Genomic DNA, 21,356 nt, shown 5'->3' with positions numbered 1-21,356 from the left:
TAAGAGGGCTGAATCGACGTCGAAAGATAAAAAAACATTTAGTATTTGTAATTTAAAATTGACAAGGTAAGTTGTTAGTTGAAGACATAAGTAAATAAGGAGTATAGAAATGTCTAGTAGGTTATGTGGATGGACAATCGTAATTTTAATCGCGTTAACTTTATCAGGATGCTTCAGTGGAAGTAGTAACGAACCTTCTTCGGAAGATATTAAGAAAAGCTTGATGCTCAAGCTGCCTCCCATTGTGGTTGTCAATGAGCTGGATATCGATGTTTCTCAGAATACTGGAACTGAAGTTGAACCATTCGTTAGCTCGCGATTCAAGGGCGAGTTAGAGTTAACAGAGGCATTATACCAATCAGTAGATCATGTCATGGGAAAAGCGATCCTTGAAGAAACTGCCAGTGAAGGGACTAATTTTAAGGTATTTGGTATAAGTGAGGCTACGCTAAAGCTGGAAAGTTGGGATATAGAATTTGAAAAGCTCGACATATCTCCAAGAATAGCTGGCAAGCCTTTATCTGAATGGTCATCAGGCGGATACGTCTTTGCCGGTTCTGCAGCTGAAGAAGAACTTAGAAAAGCGTATGAAGAGAAGTTAGCGATCGAGAAGAAGGCCGAAGAAGAAAGAAGGCTTGAAGCTGAAAAGCTTGAAAAAGAAAGACTCGCGAAGCAAAGAATTGAAGAAGAAAGAAAGCGTGAATTGGCGGCTAAGAAAAAGGCGGCGGATATCAAAACATTGACCGCTATACTTACCTCGGGTAAGGCTCAAGTTGGTGAAGCCGGAGATAGAAGAAGCTCCTGGCCTTTCAGATTAACGTTTCAAGGTTTTGATGCATCTTCGAACAAGTTTACTGGGAAAATGGAGTGGCCCACACTTTCTGGTATTACGAAAATAGAAGGGACACTTATTGGTGATTCTCTCGTGTTCAAAGAAGTAGCCCATATAAAACGCGGAAGTGTCGACCTCAATACATTGTATGAATTACGTGTGACTGAAGGCGGCAAGGTAAAAGGGGTGTGGAATAGGCGCAGTCAAAATTACGTTTGGTTCGATATAAACACCTAAATTAATTTAATAGGCCTATGCAGTCGGCCCGCTCTCCTATTAAATGTGTTGTCATGCCCTGCCATTTAGCAGGGCTTTTTGTTTCGAAAAGTTTAGAAAAATCGAAAGTTCGATTCACACTTGCGGTGAAGCTGCTAAAATGTGTTGTATCAAGCACCTAACTAGATGAACACATTGTGATCATGCTGCGTTTTCTCTCGCTCGTTTGTTTATTTTTTCTCAGTGGCTGTGACCGACCCGCAGAGCGAGCGGTGATCGTGGGTAACTCTTGGCTTGGCGCTGCGCCCGTTTTTAGTGCTGCGGTTACGCACCCGCAACTCATACCTTCACAACTCAAGCCTGTCATGTTGGTTTCGGATGTAAGTGTGCTACGGATGTTGAGTAATGATGCCGCGGTTGGCGCATTTGTGTCGCTCGATAATGCCCTTGGCCTTAATACGATGACGCAAGGTGATTATTGCGTCGCAATGGTGCTCGACCATTCGAATGGTGCCGATGCGATTTTAGCCCGTGAAGGTTGGCAATCTGGTCAGCAGCAGTCGATTCATGTCGGACTCGAAGATAGCACCCTCGCTCGGTATGTACTCAGCCAATGGATGAAAGTCAACGGGATAGCCCCGGAGCGAGTTACCACACAGGCATTGCTACCCACCGAACATCTGCAGGCCTGGAGTAACGACAATGTCGATCTTATTGTCACCTATCAGCCTTTCGTGCAGCGCCTTCAGCAGCGAGGTGCCCAGGTGGTCTTTGATTCACAACATCAGGCACTGAAAATAACGGATGTGTTAATCATTAATAAGCGCCAGTGGCCGGAACTTGCACCAGCAATCATGCAGTTGCGTAATAAGGATTGGCAGCAAATCTTGACCTTGCTAAACGCAGAGCAAAACGAATTTTGGCAGGCTTTACAAGCGCTCACCGAGCTAGGAGATGAAGAATTACGAAGTGGTTTGCAGACGGTCGAGTTCATTTCTGCTGCTGCGCAAGGTCAAGCACTACAAGCGTTGCTGCAAGACCAGATACCACAAGTCAGCGAACACCTCAGGGAGTCCGGGGTTTACGATACGGTTGTTGGCCTCGAGCGCTGTGATCAGCTGAGCGAGGGGAGCTAGTGTATAGGTTACGTTGGTGGCAACGCCTGAGTTTACAAATTACCTTACCGATGTTGGCGGCAATGTTAGCCATTCTGGTAGGCCTTAGCTACTTTATGATTGCCGCCCAGCAACAGGCTGCGCTGCGCAGCGCGCAATTGGAGTTACGCAGTAGTCTTGCGGTGGCCCAAGGCTCGTTTAATCGTATGTATACCGCGGATCGCGCCATCGCAGTGCCAGAATTGTTAAGCGAGTTTCATGTGCATCCGCGGATTGTTAATGCCACTATTGTCAATGCCCGCAAAGACCTAGTCGCTGTGTATGAGCCTAATTTAATTCAGGGCGATGTGCAGCGCTTTGTGAATGAAGTTGACCCACAGCTTCTTAATTATGTTGCTACGACTGGCAAAACAGTCATTCACTTTCATCCCGAGCATAGTCACTTGGTTGCGGCGGCACCCATCATTGAAAGTCTCTCGGTAAGTCGGCAAACGCAACGCAATGTGCTGTTGGTCGAGTACCTGCATGCTCCTCATTGGTACCAGCTTGCAGGTATGCCTTGGTGGCCTTTGGGATTGCTATTGTTGTTATTTTTTGTGGTGGGTCTGGCGTTATGGTTGGCCTTGCAGCGGTTTATCGCGCGCCCGGCGAAAAGACTGGTTGATGCCGTTTTGCAATTTGGTCGTCACGGCTTCGTTAGTGACGAAAACTTGCCGCTTCGTTTACCGAATGAGTTTGGTATTTTAGCGCACAATATTCGCCTTGCGGCAAAAGAGCGTCGGCACCGTGAGGCGCAATTACGTAAATTGTCAGCAGCCGTAGAACAGGCGAACGAAAGCATCATGATCACCGATCTTGATGGCAATATTGAGTATGTTAATCCAGCGTTCTGTGAAACTACCGGCTATAGTGCCGATGAGGTGTTGGGCAAGAACCCTCGGCTTCTCTCATCAGGGCGCACTCCAGCGCACGATTATGAAGCACTTTGGCAGTCACTGAGTGACGGCAAAACTTGGCAAGGCGAGCTGTATAACCAAACCAAAGATGGCGTCGAGTTTCGTGAGTGGGCGACGATTTCACCGTTACGCGATGATCAGGGCAACACCACTCACTACTTAGCGAGCAAGCTGAATATCACGCAACGGGTTGAAGCCGAGGCAAAAATTGAATATTTAGCGTATTACGACTCGCTAACTGAGTTGCCGAACCGAACCAGTTGTATTCAACACCTAGCGCGGCTTTTGACGACGGGAAGTAGCGGTGAGTATGGTGCAGTGGTGCTGTTTGACTTAGATGGCTTGCAGCGCATCAATGATGTTCGTGGCTTCGAGTTCGGCGATGCGATTTTGCAGGCTACTGCGAGCCGGCTTCGGGCTAGTGTGGCAAATGAGCATGAGGCATTTGTGGCGAATCTGGGTGGTGATTTGTTTGCAGTTATACTTGCTCCTCGGTTGCTCGCGCATGACGAAGTTCTGGCCGACACTCAAGTGTTGGTAAAACTGATTCTGGGTGAACTTAGTCAGCCGTTGCGGGTACAAGATGAGCAACTGTCCGTCACCGCGAGTGCCGGTATCGTTATCTACCCAGAAGACGCTGAGTCCGCGGATGCCATTATCCGTCACGCAGAAACTGCGGTACACAACGCCAAAGATGCTGGGGGCAATCAGACCTCTGTGTATGACGTGTCCTATAGCACCGAGCTTGAGAAACGTTATGAAATCGAGCGTGAATTGCGCGAAGCCATCAACGGTGAAGGACTGGAACTTTATTTACAGCCCCAAATGTCAGCCACGGGAAGTCTTCTAGGAGTGGAAGTGCTGATACGATGGTTCCATCCCGAGAAAGGCATGATTTCACCCGGTGACTTCATTCCTGTGGCCGAACAAACAGACCTTATTGTCGATTTAGGTAAGTGGATCGTGCGGCATGCGTTACTCGAGATTAAACGTCTTCCTGCTCCTTTGACGTTGGCCATTAATATAAGCCCGCGACAGTTCCGCAAATACGACTTTGTGTACTGCATAGAGCGTGCTCTCGAGGATTCTGGAGCTGATGCGTCACGCCTCGTGCTTGAAGTTACTGAGAATTTATTCGTCGATGATACCAACGACATCGTCTTGAAGATGAAAGCGCTGCAACAAAGCGGCGTGCAGTTTTCGATTGACGATTTTGGTACGGGTTACTCATCACTGTCTTATTTGCGCAAGTTGCCGCTGCAAGAGCTCAAGATTGACCAGAGCTTTGTACAAGCGATAGACAATGCCGAGCAACGTACGATTGTTGACTCAGTGATGGCGATAGCGAAGAACCTTGGCTTGCGTATCGTCGCCGAAGGCGTGGAGACAGAGGCCCAAGCCCACTACTTGGCAGGGCGTGATCAAGATGTGGTTTTACAGGGTTATCTCTTTGATAAACCGCTTGCTATCGAAGCTTTTCATCAGCGCTACCTGAGTGACACTAAGCACTAGCAGCGCAAATTTACAAATTTGGACTAAACTTTGGCTCTAGAAAAAGGGAGAGGAGCCGACCCATGTTGATCCATAAACTGTCATTAACATTCTTTTTAAGCTTGGTGCTGTTAGCATGCAGTCCAGCTCAGGAGTCATCTTCTGGCGCTGCGCAACAAGCTGACAAAACAACGCAAACGCAGCCTGGCGTAGAGAATTATGCTGCAGAAACTTTTTTTGCCACCACCACATTGTTTGGTTCATCACTGAGCCATGACAACTCCGAGGTGCTGGTGACCAGCGATGCCGATGGCATCTTCAATGTCTATAGTTACCCAATCGATGGTGGACAACCTGCGCAACTTACCCGCTCAACCACCGACGCCTATGCGGGACTCAGCTGGTTCCCCAACGATAAACGCTTTCTGTATTCCGCTGACCAAGGCGGTAATGAGCTCAACCATATCTACGTTCGTGAACTAGATGGCAATGTGCAGGACTTAACGCCTGGAGAATCGCTCAAGGCGTCGTTTTTAGGCTGGCACGAAAACGAGCAGTCGTTTTATGTCATGACCAACGAGCGAGATCCTGCCAGCTTCGATATCTATCAGTATCAAGTTGACGATTACAGCCGCACGATGATCTTTCAAAACGACGCAGGTTGGGCCGATATGTTACTGGCGCCAAATGGTCAATGGCTGGCGCTGGCCAAAGTGAACAGCAATAAAGATACAGACCTGTATTTACGAGACTTGAGCGACGCGAATGCTGAGCCTTTGCTGGTCACTGATGATGCTGCCGCAGTCAATAACAGAATTTTTAGTTTTACGCCTGATAGTAAGCACTTGGTGTACGGTACTAATGCCCACGGTGAATTTGTCCAAGCGTGGCGCTATGACATTGCCGCCGCAACGCACCAAGAAGAATACGCAGCTGATTGGGACGTGATGTTTGTTTACTTTTCGGAACAGGGTAGCTACCAAGTGGTAGGCGTGAATGATGACGCCAGTACCGAGCTGACTATTCTCAATACTGAAACCGGTGAGCCGATCGCAATGCCCGACTATCCAGCAGGCGACTTACGGGGCGTTAATTTTTCTAACGATGAATCCGTCGTCGCGTTTTACGTGAACTCGGACACCTCACCGTCTAACTTATACACTTGGCGGATAGGCGAGGAAAAACTGGTTCAAGTAACGGATGCGCTAAGTCCTAAGATCGATAAAGCAGCTCTTGTTTCGAGCCAAGTGGTGCGTTTCGAGAGTTTTGACGGACTTGAGATCCCCAATATTTTGTACCGTCCGCATCAAGCGAGCACTGTGAATAAAGTACCTGCGGTGATTTTCATTCATGGTGGCCCAGGTGGACAAACGCGTAAAGGCTATAGTCCAACCATTCAACATTTGGTGAATCATGGCTACGCCATACTGGGCATCAATAACCGTGGCTCTTCCGGTTACGGCAAAACGTTTTATCACTTGGACGATCGTCGACATGGCGAAGATGATTTACAGGATGTGGTTTATGCGAAAAAATACCTGCAGAGTTTGCCATGGGTAGATGGCGAGAAGATTGCGGTGATGGGCGGCAGCTATGGTGGCTACTTGACCATGGCAGCCCTAGCCTTCACCGATGAATTCGATGCGGGGATCAACATTTTCGGGGTCACGAATTGGGTACGAACTCTGGAAAGTATCCCGCCATGGTGGGCAAGCTTTCGCCAGTCGTTATACGACGAGCTGGGAGATCCTGCCGAGCATGCGGAACGCCTGCGTCGTATTTCGCCGTTATTCCATGCTGACCAAGTGCAAGCGCCAGTACTGATCGTGCAAGGCGCGAACGACCCGCGGGTGTTGCAGGTCGAAAGTGATGAAATGGTCGCCGCCATTCGCGACAATGGCGTACCGGTTGAGTACGTGCTTTTTGATGATGAAGGCCACGGGTTCCGCGTCAAACAGAACCGCATCGAAGCGCAAGAGGCTTACCTTGCCTTTCTCAACCAGCACTTACAAGAGCAAAACAGCGGTACGGCGGGCGATTAACGCACGCCGTGTTCTGCTGCGACTTTATCAAAGTACTGCAGCACTTGTTTGGCATAGGCGCGCTTGGCTAAATAGTCCTGCGGGAAGAAGTTTTTCTTAAAACCGTAGGCGACCATATCTTTAAGGCGTTTGAGCGGAATGTCTGCGGCTTGATTGGCAAGCTCATATTCGCGCGTGACGGTGGTGCGCGAAACGAGACGGTTGTCGGTACAGATAACCGTCGCTAACCGGTGGTCAAACATGTGCTTAAAGTTGTGATTGCTAACAGCGCCGATGCTTGGATTGGTTTGTAGGTTACTGGTGATGCAGACTTCTATCGCAATGCGACGATCAGCAATAAAGGATGCTAACTGGCTGGCGTAGCCTTCTTTGTCGGTGATGTTGGGGTCTTGGATCATATCAGGCGAAAACAGCGAGTAGCCGTGGCCTAAACGATCGGCGTAGCATTGCGTGAGTGCTTCAAAAATACTTTCTGCACCATAAGCCTCGCCGGCATGTACGGTTTTCAGTAGAAAGTTTTGATGGGCGTATTCGTAGACTTCTTTGAAGTCGTGCGCAGGGTAGCCCATCTCTTGTCCGGCAATGTCCAAACCAACAATCGGTAAGCCTTCTTCATCACGTAGGCGAATACTGGCGCGAATCATTTCCATTGCCGCAATTTTAATCACCTGTTTGGGTTCGTGATCGCGTAGCGTCTGAAAGAGTTGTGTGTAATACGGTGAAAAGCCCTTTTTACCAAACATGCGCATGGCGCAATTGATAATGCCGTAGTCAAACGGTGGCTTTTCACCGTTCTTGACTGCGTCCTGACCGTTGTATTCATCTTTTGCACGCTTTAAACCAGCATTGGTCGTGTGCATCACGCGGTCAAAGTCGATGCCGCGGCTCGGATCCATCATGAGCTGTGGAGCGAAACGTACTTCAATGTAAATTACGCCTTCAGCAAGGTTATCCATTGCAAGTTCATATGCGGCTTGTTCGAGGTTCTCCATATCGCGCAACACAGCGCAGGTGTATTGAAAACCATTGAGGTATTCGCCGAGGTCGTTGTAGCTTTCTTTGAACACTTGGTCGTACAGGCCTTCGACCGTGTAGGAGGGGAGCTCAACACCACTTCGCTGCGCCATTTCGATAAGGCCAGCAGGGCGTAAACTGCCATCAAGGTGCAGGTGCAAATCAGCCTTTGGCATGGCGGTAAGAAATTCATGAGTGTAACGTTGCGACATTGAGGGTCCTCCAGTTGAATCGCACTATGGTAGCAAAATTTGCCTTTGCATTCAGCGTTCAAACTCAGTATAAATCTCAAGCAGATAGTTAACCCAAGCGAATAAAGATCTATGGCTTCCCTTTATTTTACGTATTCGGCAATGAATGCCGGCAAAAGTACTTCACTACTGCAAGTGGCGCATAATTACGAAGAGCGCGACCAACGGGTCTTGTTGTTGACGCCAGCGATTGATGACCGCGCCGGTAAAGGCATGATCGCCTCGCGTTTAGGTATTGACCGTTCCGCTTTGGCATTCACTAGTGGCACCGATCTTGCAGCGTTGATCGAAGCACGGCATGGACAGCAGCAAATCGACTGTGTTTTGCTCGACGAGGCGCAATTTTTGACCGAAACCCAAGTCTGGCAGCTTACGGACGTGGTCGATCGCATTGATATACCCGTTATGTGTTATGGCATTCGTACGGATGCCTTTGGCCAAGCCTTTCCTGGCAGCGCGGTACTACTTGCGGTGGCGGATAAAGTGAGCGAGATGAAAACCATCTGCTTCTGTGGCCGCAAAGCTACCATGAACCTGCGTATCGACGAAAATGGTGATGCCGTGAAAGTTGGCGAGCAAATTGCGATAGGTGGAAACGATCGTTATATCTCCTGTTGTCGTAAGCATTGGAAGGAAAAACTCGGTTTACGCTAAGCGAATTGTCATAGTTTTTACATAGGCTTTTTCGTGATGTCTGCTACGCTTATATTGAAGCCAAAAATCAGGGGGTTATATGCAACCGTTTCCAGTGCCAAAGAACGAAAAGGCACGCGTGCAGTTGTTGCACGAGTTGGAATTGCTTGATACCGACGCTGACCCGATTTTTGACCGCATCACCTTATTAGTCAAAGACTTACTCCGAGCCGACGCGGCGCTTATTACGTTGCTTGATGAAGAGCGCCAATGGTTTAAAGCAAAAGTCGGTTTTAACGAATCAGAAACTCCCCGCAAAGCCTCCTTTTGTACCCACGTCATTGCCGCAGGCGAGACGATGGTTATTGAAGACGCTACGCAAGACAAACGCTTCTGCGATAACCCTTATGTTTTGCAGAGAGAAGGCATTCGTGCTTATGCCGGCGCGCCGATTACACTTTACGATGAGTTCCACCTAGGTACTTTGTGTGTGATCTGCAATCAGCCGCGAAAGTTTTCAGCGGCCGAACTGCGCTATTTAGAAACCTTTGCTGATTGGATTGCAGCGACCATCGCTGATCGTTTTGAAATCGATAATTATCGCGCTGAACGTGATGTTTTAGCGCAAGGTCCGGTGTGTGCCGTGGTGTGGCGCATCGAGCCGGATGTGCATTTGAGCTACGTTGCCGAAAATGCTGAACGCGTCATCGGCTATGATCGTGATTTCTTACTTCGCGCCGATGTTAACTACGAAGCCATCGTGCATCCTGCGGAACGCGAGGAGCTATTGGCACGCATGCAACGTCTTATCGACGGTGAAGAAGATGCGCTCGAGATGGACTATCGCGTGGTCCGCGAATTAGAAGGGCGTAAGGTTATTCGGTGGGTTCATCATTTTGCGCGCGCCGATAAAGACAAAGACGGTAAAGTACTGCGTGTGCGTGGTTATTTACTTGACGACAGTAAAGGTAAGCAACTCGAGCTGGCACTCAAAGAGGCTAATCAAAATTTTGATATTGCGCTTAACGCTGGCGAGTACTTTACATGGTCTTGGATGTTACAGAGCGATGAGCTGGATATTAGCCATCGCTGGCAGGTTTATTTGGGTTACGTAAGCGCCGAGCAAGAGGCATTGGATTGGCGTGAGCTGGTTCATCCCGATGACCTTCAGCAACTGCAAGCTAGAGTTCAAGACCACATGCGTGGTAGCGCCGATCGTTTCGAAATGCGCTTTCGCATTCGTCACCATGACGGCCACTACGTTTGGGTCCATAGTATTGGCAAGATCGTGGAATTCGATGAACAGCAACGACCGCTGCGTATGACCGGAATCCACCATGATATTTCCGAGCAAGTTGCCAATGAAACTTTTTTACAGCAACAAGCAGAAATTCTTGAGTTGGTTTCTCACGTGCAGCATGAGTTTATGCTGGCGAAAGACTTTAGCGACGTGTGCGACTATGCATTACCGAAGCTGATGAACATGACGCACACGAGTGTCGGCTTTGTCGGCGAGTTGCAGCCTAGCTCACGACAGCGAAACTTGGTGTTAGCACATGGCCTGCGCATCGCTGCCGATGCGAAAGACACAGACGCATTTGGTAAGCTGATTCGGCAGGGACTTGAAGTCGAAGTGGGTGGCGATGTGGTCAAAAAAGTACTGCTTCGAGGTGAGCCTGAATTTTGTCATGAACCAATTTCGGAGTTGGAGCTACAGTTCAAGCCGGTAACGCTCCCCCCACTGAAAAATGGCTTGATACTACCGCTCTACTTTAAACGGGAAGTTGTCGGTTTAATGATTCTGGCCAATACAAATCAAGGCTTCGAGCGTCGATTATTAAATTTATTACGTCCCATGCTCGATACGTTAGGCACTTTAATGCATATGCGGCGTATGGACGAGGAACGTTTAGCTGCGATTACGGAACTACGTCGCTTAGCGACCACCGACGAACTCACTGGGGTCGCTAATCGTCGCGTGTTCTGGGAAGCAATGGAACAGCGCTTTGATGAGTTCAGGCGTTATAACGCGCCGATGACGGTTGCAATTATCGATCTTGATTACTTCAAAAAGGTTAATGATACCTATGGTCATGCCGCAGGCGACGAAGTTCTCCGCGAATTTTGTTGCCGTAGCAAAGAGCAATTACGCGACATCGACTTGCTTGGTCGACTTGGGGGCGAAGAGTTCGCTGTACTACTGCCCTATACCAACGAAGCCGATGCAATTTTAGCAGTCGAACGGATACGCGAGTCGATCGCAGCCACCGCATTCCAGTACGACGATAAGCAACTCAAAGTGACGATGAGCGCTGGCGTGACTGAGCTGCGGAGCTCGGATCACAAAATAGACGACTGGATGGCACGTGCTGATGAAGCGCTTTATCGCGCCAAAGAAAAAGGCCGCAATCAAACCGTTACTGGCTGATGTTGGTGCGTTATAATAGTGCAACTTTTGTCTAGTTGAGCACCACTAAAGAGGTTCCCATGCAGCAGATTACCCTTCCGCGCCCCGATGACTGGCATTTACATTTACGCGACGAAGAACTCCTCGCCACCACAGTGCCAGCAACGGCATCGGTGTTTGCGCGAGCGGTGATCATGCCTAACTTGGTACCACCGGTGACAACCGTTGAGCAAGCGATGGCTTACCGCGAACGAATTATTGCGCAGCGTCCAGAAACATCAGCGTTTCGTCCATTAATGGCGTTATACCTAACACAGCAGACGTCCGTTGCTACTGTGCGTGCGGCTGCAGAAAACTCAGAAGTGATAGGTTTTAAGCTCTACCCGTCTGGGGCGACGACGAATTCAGCAGCAGGGGTGACGGATATCGAAGCGCTCGACGAGGTGTTCGCAGCGATGGCAGAGTTACAAGTTCCGTTGCTCGTGCACGGCGAGGTTACCGCTGCAGAAATCGATATTTTTGACCGCGAAAAAGTGTTCATTGATACTAAATTACGTCCGTTACTGGCGCGTCATCCACAGTTAAAATTGGTGCTTGAACATATTACGACCCGTGATGCAGTTGATTTTGTGCTGGAACAAGGCGAGAACGTGGCTGCCACCATTACCCCGCAGCACTTGTTGATGAACCGCAACGACTTGTTGGTTGGCGGTATTCGACCACATAATTATTGCCTACCGATTTTAAAACGCCGTGAGCACCAAGAAGCACTGCAGCAAGCAGCAGTGTCAGGCAGTCCTAAATTTTTCTTAGGTACCGATTCTGCGCCGCACGGTCAGTCGAAGAAGGAGGCCGCATGTGGTTGTGCGGGTTGTTACTCTGCCCCAGCGGCGTTGCCACTTTATGCTGAGTTTTTCGATCGTATGAATGCGCTCGACAAGCTGGCGGATTTTGCCAGCCATTTCGGTGCTGATTTTTATGGTTTTCCGCGCGCAACCGAGCAGGTCACCTTGATTCGCAGTGAGTGGCAAGTTCCAGCTACGGTCGCTACAGCGATTGGTCCAATGGTGCCGTATTGGGCAAATGAAAAACTACAATGGCAAATCGCTGAATAGAGAACAAAAAAACAACAAAGCACTGTGAGGTCTTGCAGTGCTTGTTTTTCACGCAAAAAGTGTCAAACTTGCGTTAAGAAGCCTCGTCCGGCCTCTAATAAAAATTATAAAGTAGCAGGGACAGAAATTTGCTGAATCTATTTCGTGCGCGGAACAACTCGAACTACTGTGTCACCTTCGCCTTGCGCAAGGCGTCGCTGCATATGGTGGTGCTTGAAGGGCGTGACAACGATAAGCCCAGCCTCGTGGTGTGTGATGACGTAACTATAACTGACGGTGATTACACGACGGCTATTCGTAAACTCGCCCACAGCTATGCCAAGTACTGCCGGCATAACCCTCCTATTGGCTTAGTCTTAGGCATTGGCTTTTATCAGAGTGTCTCATTAGACCGGCCCGACCTTGAACCGGCTGAGCTCGCTGCAAGTTTGCGTTACAGTCTGCGTGACTTGGTAAGTTATGAACCGGAAGACTGTATTGCCGATTATTATGAATTGCCAATTAAGAAAGCCGGGCAAAATAAGATCAATGCCATCGCCGCCAGCAAAACCGAGTTAGCTCCGTTAATCCAAGCCCTCCACGAAATTTCTGACAACGTTGTCGCGGTGCTCAGCGAAGAGCAAGCGATAGCGGAAATGTTTACTGCGAGTGAAGAGCCAACGGTGGTGGCTTATCAGCAGGCTGAACAAGCGGCGTTGCTGCAAGTTTATCGCAGCGGTGAGCTACAAGTTAACCGTGCGGTGCGTGCGCTCGAGCAATTGCATACCTTGACGTTGGACGAAGTACGGATGGGTGGATTGCAGCCGCTAAGCGTCGAAGTTCAGCGTTCCGGTGATTATTTTGAGCGGCAATTACGGCAAAGTCCGATTCGCCAAATCACTTTAGCGTTGACCTTACCCAAGCAAGATGAGGTATTAGCCAGCTTACATGAAGATCTCGGCTTACCAGTGGCCTGGGCCAGCTATCCGGCTTGGGCGCAAGAGTTAGCTGTTGGCGATTATAGCGACTTCGCAGCATTGGGTGGTGCGGTAGCAACTCTCAAGTTATGGGAGGGCAAACGATGAAGCACTACGCAAACCTCTATGTGGACGAGTTAAAGCCAAGCAGTGAATGGTTAACCTTAAATCGTTTTGCGGCCTATACCGGCGCGTTAGTGGTCGTCTTTATCGTCACCTTTATTGTTTTGTTTTTGCTGGCGCGGTACCAGCATGCCAATTATGTGGAAAGCTATGCCCGCGCAAGTGAGTTAAGTACTGAGTTACAAACGAAGCAGGCGCAACTCGAAGCCGCCATGAAAAACTCGACACTTAGCGCCGAAATTAATGACGTCCAGCAACAGCTAACACTTCGCCAGCGCTTACTGGCACAAATGCAAAACATAACCGGACGCAATCAAGTGAGCTTTTCACAACTGTTGCAAGATCTCGCCGCAGCAGACGACCAAGTGATTTGGTTACAGCGTATTATGCTGACGAATGATGCGTTGACGTTACAAGGGCGTACGTTACAACCGCAAACGTTACCGACATGGCTGGCCGAGTTTAGCTCCTACCCAGCGCTGAAAGAACGTCCTTTCGGGGTTTTTGAGATCCGTGACGAAGGTGAACTTGGGCTGCAGTTTACCGTTGGTCATCTTGACCATGCCCGAAACGTGAGCGCATCAGCTGGGAGGTCACAGCCATGAGTGCTTGGCAAGATTTGCAGATTAAGTTTAACAACCTGCCACAGCAACGCCGTAGATTTTGGTTTGGCCTTGCACTAGTGTTTGTTGCCTATCTTGGTCTTTATGTCGTCTTGTTGCCGCAGTGGCAAGCTTATAAAACAGAGCAAGCCAAACTGGAACAGCAACTTAACACCAATCGTTTGACTGCGACCCAGATTGAGGCCATTGACGTACGTTTGGCTGGCGACCCACAAGCACCGTTAAAGAATAAACTTGCTGAACTGCAAACCCAATTGAACGAAGTGAATACACGCCTGCAGTCCGAAACCAATTACGTTAGCGCTGCCGATAACCGCCAATTGCTTAAAGCATTGCTAAGTCATGCGAGTGGGCTTGAAGTACAAAGTGCGCAAGCGTTGCCAGCCGAACGTGTGTATGGCGACGGTGAAGCGACTGCGGGAGCCATTTACAAGCATCGCTTGCAGCTGGTATTGCGTGGCAGCTACCAACAAACCTTTGACTACTTTACGAAGCTTGAGCAGTTGCCTTGGTCGTTTTACTGGCAGCACCTCGATTATCGAGTGGATGAGCATCCGCAGGCAGTGATAACGCTGGAAATTTATACGTTGAGTCTGGAGCGTGACTATGTTGCGAGTTAGTTTGCTAGTAGCGCTGAGCTTTATCGCCGACACCGCGTTTGCACAACAGTTGAATGATCCGACTGCACCGCCGCAGCGTGTGCAGGCGACCACGACCACCGAACAGGTGACACAGATACGCTTACAAGCCGTTCAGCAACGTACCGATGGCGCAGTTGCCTTTATTAATGGACAACGCGTTCGTGAGGGCGATGTCTTAGCACCGTATATCATAACTAAAATTACAATGAACCACGTTGATGTACGCCATCAACAAACCGGCGCCGAAATTAGCCTTGCAATGTACAGTAAGGCGCTGGGTTCAGGGGGACAGGACTAATGCGGATAGCCATTCTTTTAGCCACCACCATGCTGGTTTCAGCATGTGCGCATCAACCGGAGCGCTCACCAGAAGAAGCGCAGCAAGCGCTGAACCAAGGTGAGCAAATCAAACCTAGTGAACGGCCGCCGTTGCCGGAGTCTGTGCGTGCCTCATTACGGCCAAGTGTTTTAGAAACGCAGCAAGCCAGTGAGCAACTACTTGCAGAGCCCAGGTTTTCAGTCAATGCGAATGCCATTCCAGCCCAGGAGTTTTTTGCCGGTTTGGCCGCTGATTCGCCTTATAACATCGCCGTACATCCCGGAGTTACTGGTGACATCACTGTGAGTTTAAAGGAAGTCACCCTTAGTGAAACCCTTGAAGTTGTAGGTGATATCTACGGTTATGACATTCGCAAAGAAAACCGCATGATTCGTATTTTTCCTGCTGGGCTTCGTACTGAAACCTTTGCTTTGGATTATTTAGCGTTACAGCGAATGGGATTGTCGCAGACAAGTGTAAGTTCTGGCGGAGTCAAAGAAAACGACCGTGAAAATAGCATGTACGGTGGCTCGAATAATTACAACAATGCGCTGTTAGGCAACCAAGGCGGTGTTCCGGGACAGAGTAACTTAGGCCAACAAAATGGCCTTAATGGTATGCAAACCAATGGCTCGTCGATCTCAACGCAGTCTGAAACCAACTTGTGGGGTGACTTAAAAGAGATCGTGCAAGGCATCGTTGGCGAAGGCGATGGCCGACGGGTTGTGGTGTCGCCACAAGCTGGCTTGATTACGATTACTGCTCTGCCAAGTGAACTTCGCGCTGCGCGTGACTTTTTACGCTCGGCGGAAGAGCGTTTGCAACGGCAGGTCATTCTTGAGGCTCGGATTGTCGAAGTCGCGCTGAATGATAACTATCAACAAGGTATCAATTGGAGTGACTTGTTTAGCTTAGGCAACGCAAGTGGCAGTATTGGTTTTGGTGGTGGTGCCGTTGAAAGTAGCAATGGCGTCTTTGGTATGTCACTAAATGTAGGTGACTTTAGTGGTGTGCTTAACCTGCTGCAAGACCAAGGTAATGTGCAAGTTCTGTCGAACCCGCGGGTGAGTGCGGCGAACAACCAAAAGGCCGTCATCAAGATTGGTGAAGATGAGTACTTTGTTACTGATGTATCGACGACTACAGTAACTGGTACCGCAACTACGTCGACGCCAAATATCGAGCTCACGCCTTTTTTCTCAGGTATTTCGTTAGATATTACGCCGCAAATTAGCGATAACGGCGAAGTGATTTTACATGTGCATCCGTCGGTAGTCGAAACGACCGAGCAGAATAAAACGGTGACGCTGAACGAGGAGTCGTTTGTCCTACCGCTAGCGCAGAGTAACATTCGCGAAAGCGATACCATCGTGCGTGCGCGCAACGGTGAGATTGTGGTTCTCGGCGGCTTAATGCAAACCAGCTACAGTGATAACGAGAGTAAAGCGCCGTTTTTGGGTGATATACCTGTTGTCGGAAACTTATTTAAGAACAAACGTCGCACAGAACAGAAAAAAGAGTTGGTTATCCTCATTCGACCTGTTGTTGTGGGTGTCGACACCTGGCAACAAGAACTTGAGCGCTCCAGTGAGCTGCTGAAGCAATGGTATAACGACTAAGGTCTACGGGACGGGCATGTATCAAGCGCACTTTGGTCTCATAGAGCTTCCTTTTACGCTGACTCCGAATACCAGTTTTTACTGTGATTTAGAGAGCCATAAGGCAGCTTTTGAGGTGCTGGTGACCGCACTAGAGGCCGGCGAAGGTTTTATCAAAGTCGTCGGCGAAGTCGGAACCGGCAAAACCTTGTTGTGTCGCAAGTTACTCAATGAATTGCCGGAAAAATACGTTACCGCTTATATTCCTAACCCCTATCTAACGCCGAGTGAAATGCGTGCACATGTGGCCCGTGAGTTGCAGGTCGATGCGCCAACTGAACAAAGTGAGCAGTTACTGACCCAAGCGATTCAAGAGCGTTTAGTCAACATCAGCCGTGATGGCAAAATGGCAGTGATCATTGTGGACGAGGCACAAGCACTACCGACCGAAACGTTGGAAGCTTTGCGGTTAATTTCGAATCTCGAAACTGAGTCACGCAAGCTCTTGCATATTGTGCTTTTTGGCCAGCCTGAACTTGATGAGCGCTTGGCCACCCGTGAACATCGTCAGTTGCGTCAGCGTATTACTTTTAGTTATCAGTTACAGGCAATGACGTTGCCTGAAGTCGCGCGTTATATTTCGCATCGATTACATGTGGCTGGCTACCAAGGTGCACGCTTGTTCCCCGCTCGCGTAGTGGGAATGTTGCACCGGGCGAGTCGCGGTATTCCGCGCTTGGTCAATATTCTGTGTCATAAAGTTCTTTTGTTGTGCTATGGCGAGGGTGTGTATCAAGTTCATCCGCGGCATGTGCGTTTTGCCGTAGCGGACACTGAAGATGTTAGCTTACCGACATTCCAGCGTTGGTGGTGGAGTCTCGCCGGTATCGCCGGTGTGGCAGTGTTGTTGTGGTTATCGTGGCAACAAGGTTGGTTCACGGAGTATTTGTCATGAGTGTCATTAACCGCATGTTACGTGACCTTGATAAACGTCAGCAGCAGGACCGCCAAACGGTTTCTACTCCTGCCGCGGCAGCGCCAAAGCCGTTTCCTTGGGGCTGGGTGCTGGGCGCCATCGTTATCATTGCCATTGCGGTCACCGCGGTAATGGTCATCTGGCAAACGACAACGTCGCAACCAGAGCCAGTGGAAGTAGCTACTAAGGCTGATCCAAGTAATGAGCCGGTGCCGACGTCGACACCTGCAACATCAACACCAACACAACCACAGCAGGAACCTGCTGCGGTGCCCACATCGGTTGCGGTACCGGTTGCCGAAGCAACCCAACCACAGCAGCGTTTACAGCCGGAACCGATTGCGCAAGCACCAGCGAGCAGTGACAACAACCAAGTCGAACAAGCCGCGCAAGAACAGGTCGTAGCGACAGCAGAGCAGCCGCCTGCCGCAGAAGAAAAACCGAAGGGAACCATGCAGGTCGAGCGCGTTGAATTAAGTGCCGAGGAGCTTGCGGAAGTGAAGCTTAAGCAAGCGCGTGAAGCCATGCAAAAAGGTGAACGGCAACGCGCTGGTAGCCTCTTTGAACAAGTCATCGCACTGGCGCCCGAGCATGTTGCAGCGCGCAGTGAGCTTGCTGCCTATTGGTATGGACGCGGGCAAATTTCTTCGGCACTTGCGGTGCTCGAGCAAGGTTTAGAATTGCAGCCGCAGCAAAGTCGCTGGCAACTGTTGTACGCAAAAATTTTACTTGAGGGTGGGGCTTATCAACGCGTCATTGATGCGCTTGGACAAATCAATCCTAACGCGGGCGAGGCGGCGGACTTGTATCAATTACGTGCTGCTGCAGCGAACGAAGTAGGCCGTTACGCCAGTGCGGCGGCAGATTATGTCGTACTAGCTGAGCGCACCCGCGAAGGACGTTGGTGGTTAGCTGCTGCAGTGGCTTTTGAAGATGCCCAGCAGTCAGATGCAGCGATGCGTTCCTACCAACAAGCGTTGGCAACCGATACGTTAAACGCTGACGCGCGCAACTATGCGCAGCAACGCTTAAATACTTTGGGAGACCGATAACTATGCGGCCGCGACTTAAAATGCGCCTTGGCGACCTTCTGGTCCAAGAGCAGATCATTAGTGAAAATCAGTTGCAGCAGGCGCTCGACGATCAGCGCCAAAATGGCCGTAAATTGGGTGTCACCCTGGTTGATTTAGGCTTCATCTCGGAACAGGAGCTGCTTGAGTTCCTAGCTCGACAGCTGAATATTCCTTTCATTGAGTTAGGTGAGCGAAAAATAGCGGACCAGGTGGTCAACTTACTGCCTGAAATTCAAGCGCGTCGTCATCGTGCACTTGTCGTTGAAGCTGATGACAAAGAAGCCTTGATCGCCATGAGTGATCCAGCTGACCTGACGGCTGTTGATGCGATTAGCCAATATTTGCAGCCGCGCGAGATTAAGCTTGCCGTGGCGCCAGATCATCAATTGCTTGAGGCTTTTGATAATCTTTATCGACGCACCAAAGACATTGCTCAGTTTGCCAGCCAATTACAGACCGAATATGAACGCGATGAGGCGGTCGATATTGCCGCGCTCTCGCTCGAAGACGATACTGACGATGCCACGGTAGCAAAGCTATTGCAGTCTATCTTTGCGGACGCGGTGCAAGTACGCGCTTCGGATATTCATATTGAGCCAGATGATCGCGCGTTGCGCATTCGCATGCGGGTTGATGGCGTTTTACAAGAAAATGTATTGAATGAAACGACCATTGCCAGTGCGTTGGTATTACGTTTGAAGCTGATGGCGGGTCTCGATATTTCTGAAAAACGGATGCCGCAAGATGGCCGTTTTCACATTAAAGTCCGTGATCATGCCGTTGATGTGCGGATGTCGACGATGCCAGTGCAATATGGTGAATCGTGCGTCATGCGTTTGCTTGACCAATCTGCGGGCATTCTAGAGCTCGAACAAACGGGGCTCCCTGAGAACCTGCTCAAGCGGGTCAAAGATTTGATTCACAAGCCATACGGAATGCTGATTGTGACCGGCCCGACGGGTTCGGGTAAAACCACAACACTGTATGGCGTGTTGAATGAATTGAATAAAGCTGAGAAGAAGATTATTACCGTTGAAGACCCAGTGGAATACCGCTTGCCACGGATTTCTCAAGTCCAAGTGAATAGTCGAATTGGACTGAGCTTTTCGCGCGTATTGCGCACCACCTTACGACAAGATCCGGACATCATCATGGTCGGTGAGATGCGCGATGGCGAAACCGTTGAAATTGGTCTGCGGGGCGCGATCACGGGTCACTTGGTGCTGACCACGTTGCACACCAACGACTCGATTACCAGTGCTTTGCGCTTAATTGATATGGGCGCCGCCCCTTATTTGGTGGGTGCGGCAGTGCGTGGCGTGCTGGCACAACGCTTGATTCGAAAAGTGTGTGATAGTTGCAAAACCGATGCGGTAGTTGAACCTTCTGATCTTGCATTGCTGCGCCGCATGGCGCCGGACTTACCTAAAGACGGCAGCGGCTTCGTCAAAGGTAAGGGTTGTCGTAACTGTAACCATACCGGTTACAAAGGGCGTATCGGTGTGTTTGAACTGTTAGAACTCAACGAAGACATGGTCAATGCCTTGCGTGATGCCAACATGCGCGAATTTGCTGGCGCAGCTCGTGCAGCGCCGAACTTTAGGCCGTTGGCACTTTCTGCGCTCGACTATGCGCGGCAGGGCGTCACTAGTGTTGATGAAGTTTTATTCTTAGCCGAAACCGTTGAAGAAGAAGAGCTCAAGGGCACCTTGACCGAACTTGCGGAGCATAGTGATGGCTGAGTTTGACTATCGCGGGCGGGATGCTGCTGGCGAACTCGTAACTGGCGCATTAGAAGCGACTTCAGAGCGTGCCGCAGCGGATACGCTGATTCGTCGTGGGGTCACACCTTTGGCGATTCAGTTACGCAGTGAAGAGCAAGAAGAACGCACGAGCTGGAGCCTATTTGACGAAAAAATCACGCTCGATGACTTGATTGTCTTTACGCGCCAAATGTACTCGTTGACCAAAGCTGGTATTCCGCTACTTCGTGCGATCGAGGGGTTGGCCGAGAATAGCTCGAAACGACGCATGCGTACTGTGTTAGCTGACGTCGTCGATCAACTCGAACGCGGCCGTGAATTATCGGTGGCTTTGAGTGCGCATCCTCATGTTTTTCCACGTTTACTTGTAGCGGTCGTCCACGTAGGTGAAAACACCGGACAATTAGAAGAAGCGTTTGAGCAGCTCTCGGCCTATTTGGCGAAGGAACAGGATACTCGCAAACAGGTGAAGTCAGCATTGCGCTACCCGATGTTTATTGTATCGGCCTTGGTTATCGCAATGTTTATTTTGAACATTTGGGTTATTCCGACGTTTGCACGAATGTTCGAGCAATTTAATGCGGAACTGCCGCTACCGACGCGCATTTTAATCGGTGTTTCGGACTTTTTCGTGACCTGGTGGCCATTAATGATAATCGCCATTGCTGCAGCACTGTTTGGGATTAAACGGTTCAAGGAAAGTGAAACCGGCAGGCTACGTTGGGATCGCTGGAAAACCCGCATTCCGATTTTTGGTGACATTGTCTTGCGCAGCCTGTTATCAAGGTTCTCTCGAAGTTTTGCGGTAATGCTTCGAGCGGGTGTACCCTTGACGCAATCATTGCATTTAGTGGCCGATGCAGTGGACAATTATTGGATGCATGACCGCATTGAGGATATGCGCCGCACCATTGAAAAAGGTGAAGGCCTGACGCGCGCAGCGCAGAGCACGCAATTATTCACACCGTTGGTGATGCAAATGATTAGCGTGGGCGAAGAAACCGGCCGCGTCGACGAATTACTAAATGAGGTTGCCGACTACTATGAGCGTGAAGTCGACTATGATTTGAAAAGTTTAACAGCACGTATTGAACCCATCATGCTGGTGTTAGTAGCAATTATGGTGGCAATCATGGCGCTAGGTATATTTACCCCGATGTGGGACATGATGGATGCGTACAAAGGGCGGTAACCATGTTTTATAAGCAACAA

Annotated in this window: 17 protein-coding genes; 16 read left to right on the top strand and 1 reads right to left on the bottom strand. The window is 49.7% G+C overall.

Annotated elements, in window-relative coordinates; all coding sequences use genetic code 11:
- Positions 1-109 precede the first annotated feature (109 nt).
- The 4 genes from CWI70_RS06900 (at position 110) to CWI70_RS06885 (ending at position 6,652) form a co-directional block, all read left to right on the top strand.
- Complete coding sequence (locus CWI70_RS06900; RefSeq protein WP_126771736.1) at positions 110-1,069, top strand: hypothetical protein; 960 nt, start codon at positions 110-112, stop codon at positions 1,067-1,069.
- Positions 1,070-1,251: 182 nt separating this feature from the next.
- Complete coding sequence (locus CWI70_RS06895; RefSeq protein ID WP_126771734.1) at positions 1,252-2,184, top strand: type 2 periplasmic-binding domain-containing protein; 933 nt, start codon at positions 1,252-1,254, stop codon at positions 2,182-2,184.
- Positions 2,184-4,631: a GGDEF domain-containing phosphodiesterase gene (locus CWI70_RS06890; RefSeq protein ID WP_126771733.1), complete on the top strand. Its 2,448-nt coding sequence runs from the start codon at positions 2,184-2,186 to the stop codon at positions 4,629-4,631. Before CWI70_RS06895 ends, CWI70_RS06890 begins: the two co-directional genes overlap by 1 nt.
- A gap of 62 nt (positions 4,632-4,693) precedes the next feature.
- Positions 4,694-6,652, top strand: coding sequence for an alpha/beta hydrolase family protein (locus CWI70_RS06885; RefSeq protein ID WP_126771731.1), 1,959 nt, complete (start codon positions 4,694-4,696; stop codon positions 6,650-6,652).
- On the opposite strand, the gene CWI70_RS06880 is transcribed toward CWI70_RS06885, so the two are convergent.
- Entirely contained in the window at positions 6,649-7,878 is a 1,230-nt protein-coding gene (locus tag CWI70_RS06880; protein ID WP_126771729.1) for an adenosine deaminase family protein, read from the bottom strand. The genes CWI70_RS06885 and CWI70_RS06880 overlap by 4 nt on opposite strands.
- Before the next feature lie 111 nt (positions 7,879-7,989).
- Here CWI70_RS06880 and CWI70_RS06875 point away from each other — a divergent pair, with 111 nt between their 5' ends.
- The 12 genes from CWI70_RS06875 (at position 7,990) to CWI70_RS06820 (ending at position 21,336) form a co-directional block, all read left to right on the top strand.
- Positions 7,990-8,571 (top strand): thymidine kinase, encoded by a 582-nt coding sequence (locus CWI70_RS06875; RefSeq protein WP_126771727.1) that lies wholly within the window; start codon positions 7,990-7,992, stop codon positions 8,569-8,571.
- A gap of 79 nt (positions 8,572-8,650) precedes the next feature.
- Entirely contained in the window at positions 8,651-10,978 is a 2,328-nt protein-coding gene (locus tag CWI70_RS06870) for a sensor domain-containing diguanylate cyclase (RefSeq protein WP_126771725.1), read from the top strand.
- Between the two features lie 59 nt (positions 10,979-11,037).
- Positions 11,038-12,072 carry a dihydroorotase gene (pyrC, locus tag CWI70_RS06865; RefSeq protein WP_126771723.1) on the top strand — a complete coding sequence of 345 codons (1,035 nt, stop codon included), beginning with the start codon at positions 11,038-11,040 and terminating at the stop codon, positions 12,070-12,072.
- 128 nt (positions 12,073-12,200) lie between these two features.
- Positions 12,201-13,136 (top strand): hypothetical protein, encoded by a 936-nt coding sequence (locus CWI70_RS06860; RefSeq protein WP_126771721.1) that lies wholly within the window; start codon positions 12,201-12,203, stop codon positions 13,134-13,136.
- On the top strand, positions 13,133-13,756 hold the full coding sequence (locus CWI70_RS06855; RefSeq protein ID WP_126771719.1) for a hypothetical protein: 624 nt from the start codon (positions 13,133-13,135) through the stop codon (positions 13,754-13,756). Before CWI70_RS06860 ends, CWI70_RS06855 begins: the two co-directional genes overlap by 4 nt.
- Positions 13,753-14,394, top strand: coding sequence for a hypothetical protein (locus CWI70_RS06850; protein ID WP_126771717.1), 642 nt, complete (start codon positions 13,753-13,755; stop codon positions 14,392-14,394). Before CWI70_RS06855 ends, CWI70_RS06850 begins: the two co-directional genes overlap by 4 nt.
- The gene (locus CWI70_RS06845) at positions 14,381-14,713 is read left to right on the top strand and encodes a hypothetical protein (protein ID WP_126771715.1); all 333 of its coding nucleotides are present in this window, start codon (positions 14,381-14,383) and stop codon (positions 14,711-14,713) included. The genes CWI70_RS06850 and CWI70_RS06845 overlap by 14 nt, the downstream gene beginning before the upstream one ends.
- Positions 14,713-16,353, top strand: a complete 1,641-nt coding sequence (gene mshL / locus CWI70_RS06840) for a pilus (MSHA type) biogenesis protein MshL (RefSeq protein WP_126771713.1) — start codon at positions 14,713-14,715, stop codon at positions 16,351-16,353. Before CWI70_RS06845 ends, mshL begins: the two co-directional genes overlap by 1 nt.
- Before the next feature lie 16 nt (positions 16,354-16,369).
- Positions 16,370-17,287: an ExeA family protein gene (locus CWI70_RS06835; protein ID WP_126771711.1), complete on the top strand. Its 918-nt coding sequence runs from the start codon at positions 16,370-16,372 to the stop codon at positions 17,285-17,287.
- A complete protein-coding gene (locus CWI70_RS06830; RefSeq protein ID WP_126771709.1) occupies positions 17,284-18,360 on the top strand; it encodes a tetratricopeptide repeat protein in 1,077 nt (358 codons plus the stop codon). Before CWI70_RS06835 ends, CWI70_RS06830 begins: the two co-directional genes overlap by 4 nt.
- A 2-nt stretch (positions 18,361-18,362) precedes the next feature.
- Complete coding sequence (locus CWI70_RS06825) at positions 18,363-20,123, top strand: GspE/PulE family protein (protein ID WP_126771707.1); 1,761 nt, start codon at positions 18,363-18,365, stop codon at positions 20,121-20,123.
- On the top strand, positions 20,116-21,336 hold the full coding sequence (locus tag CWI70_RS06820) for a type II secretion system F family protein (protein WP_126771705.1): 1,221 nt from the start codon (positions 20,116-20,118) through the stop codon (positions 21,334-21,336). Before CWI70_RS06825 ends, CWI70_RS06820 begins: the two co-directional genes overlap by 8 nt.
- Positions 21,337-21,356 lie beyond the last annotated feature (20 nt).

It is taken from the genome of Pseudidiomarina homiensis, assembly GCF_003987225.1.
GTDB classification, from domain to species: domain Bacteria; phylum Pseudomonadota; class Gammaproteobacteria; order Enterobacterales; family Alteromonadaceae; genus Pseudidiomarina; species Pseudidiomarina homiensis.
The sequence above is the reverse complement of the archived record's forward strand: the minus strand, read 5'-3'. Positions and strand labels throughout refer to the sequence as shown.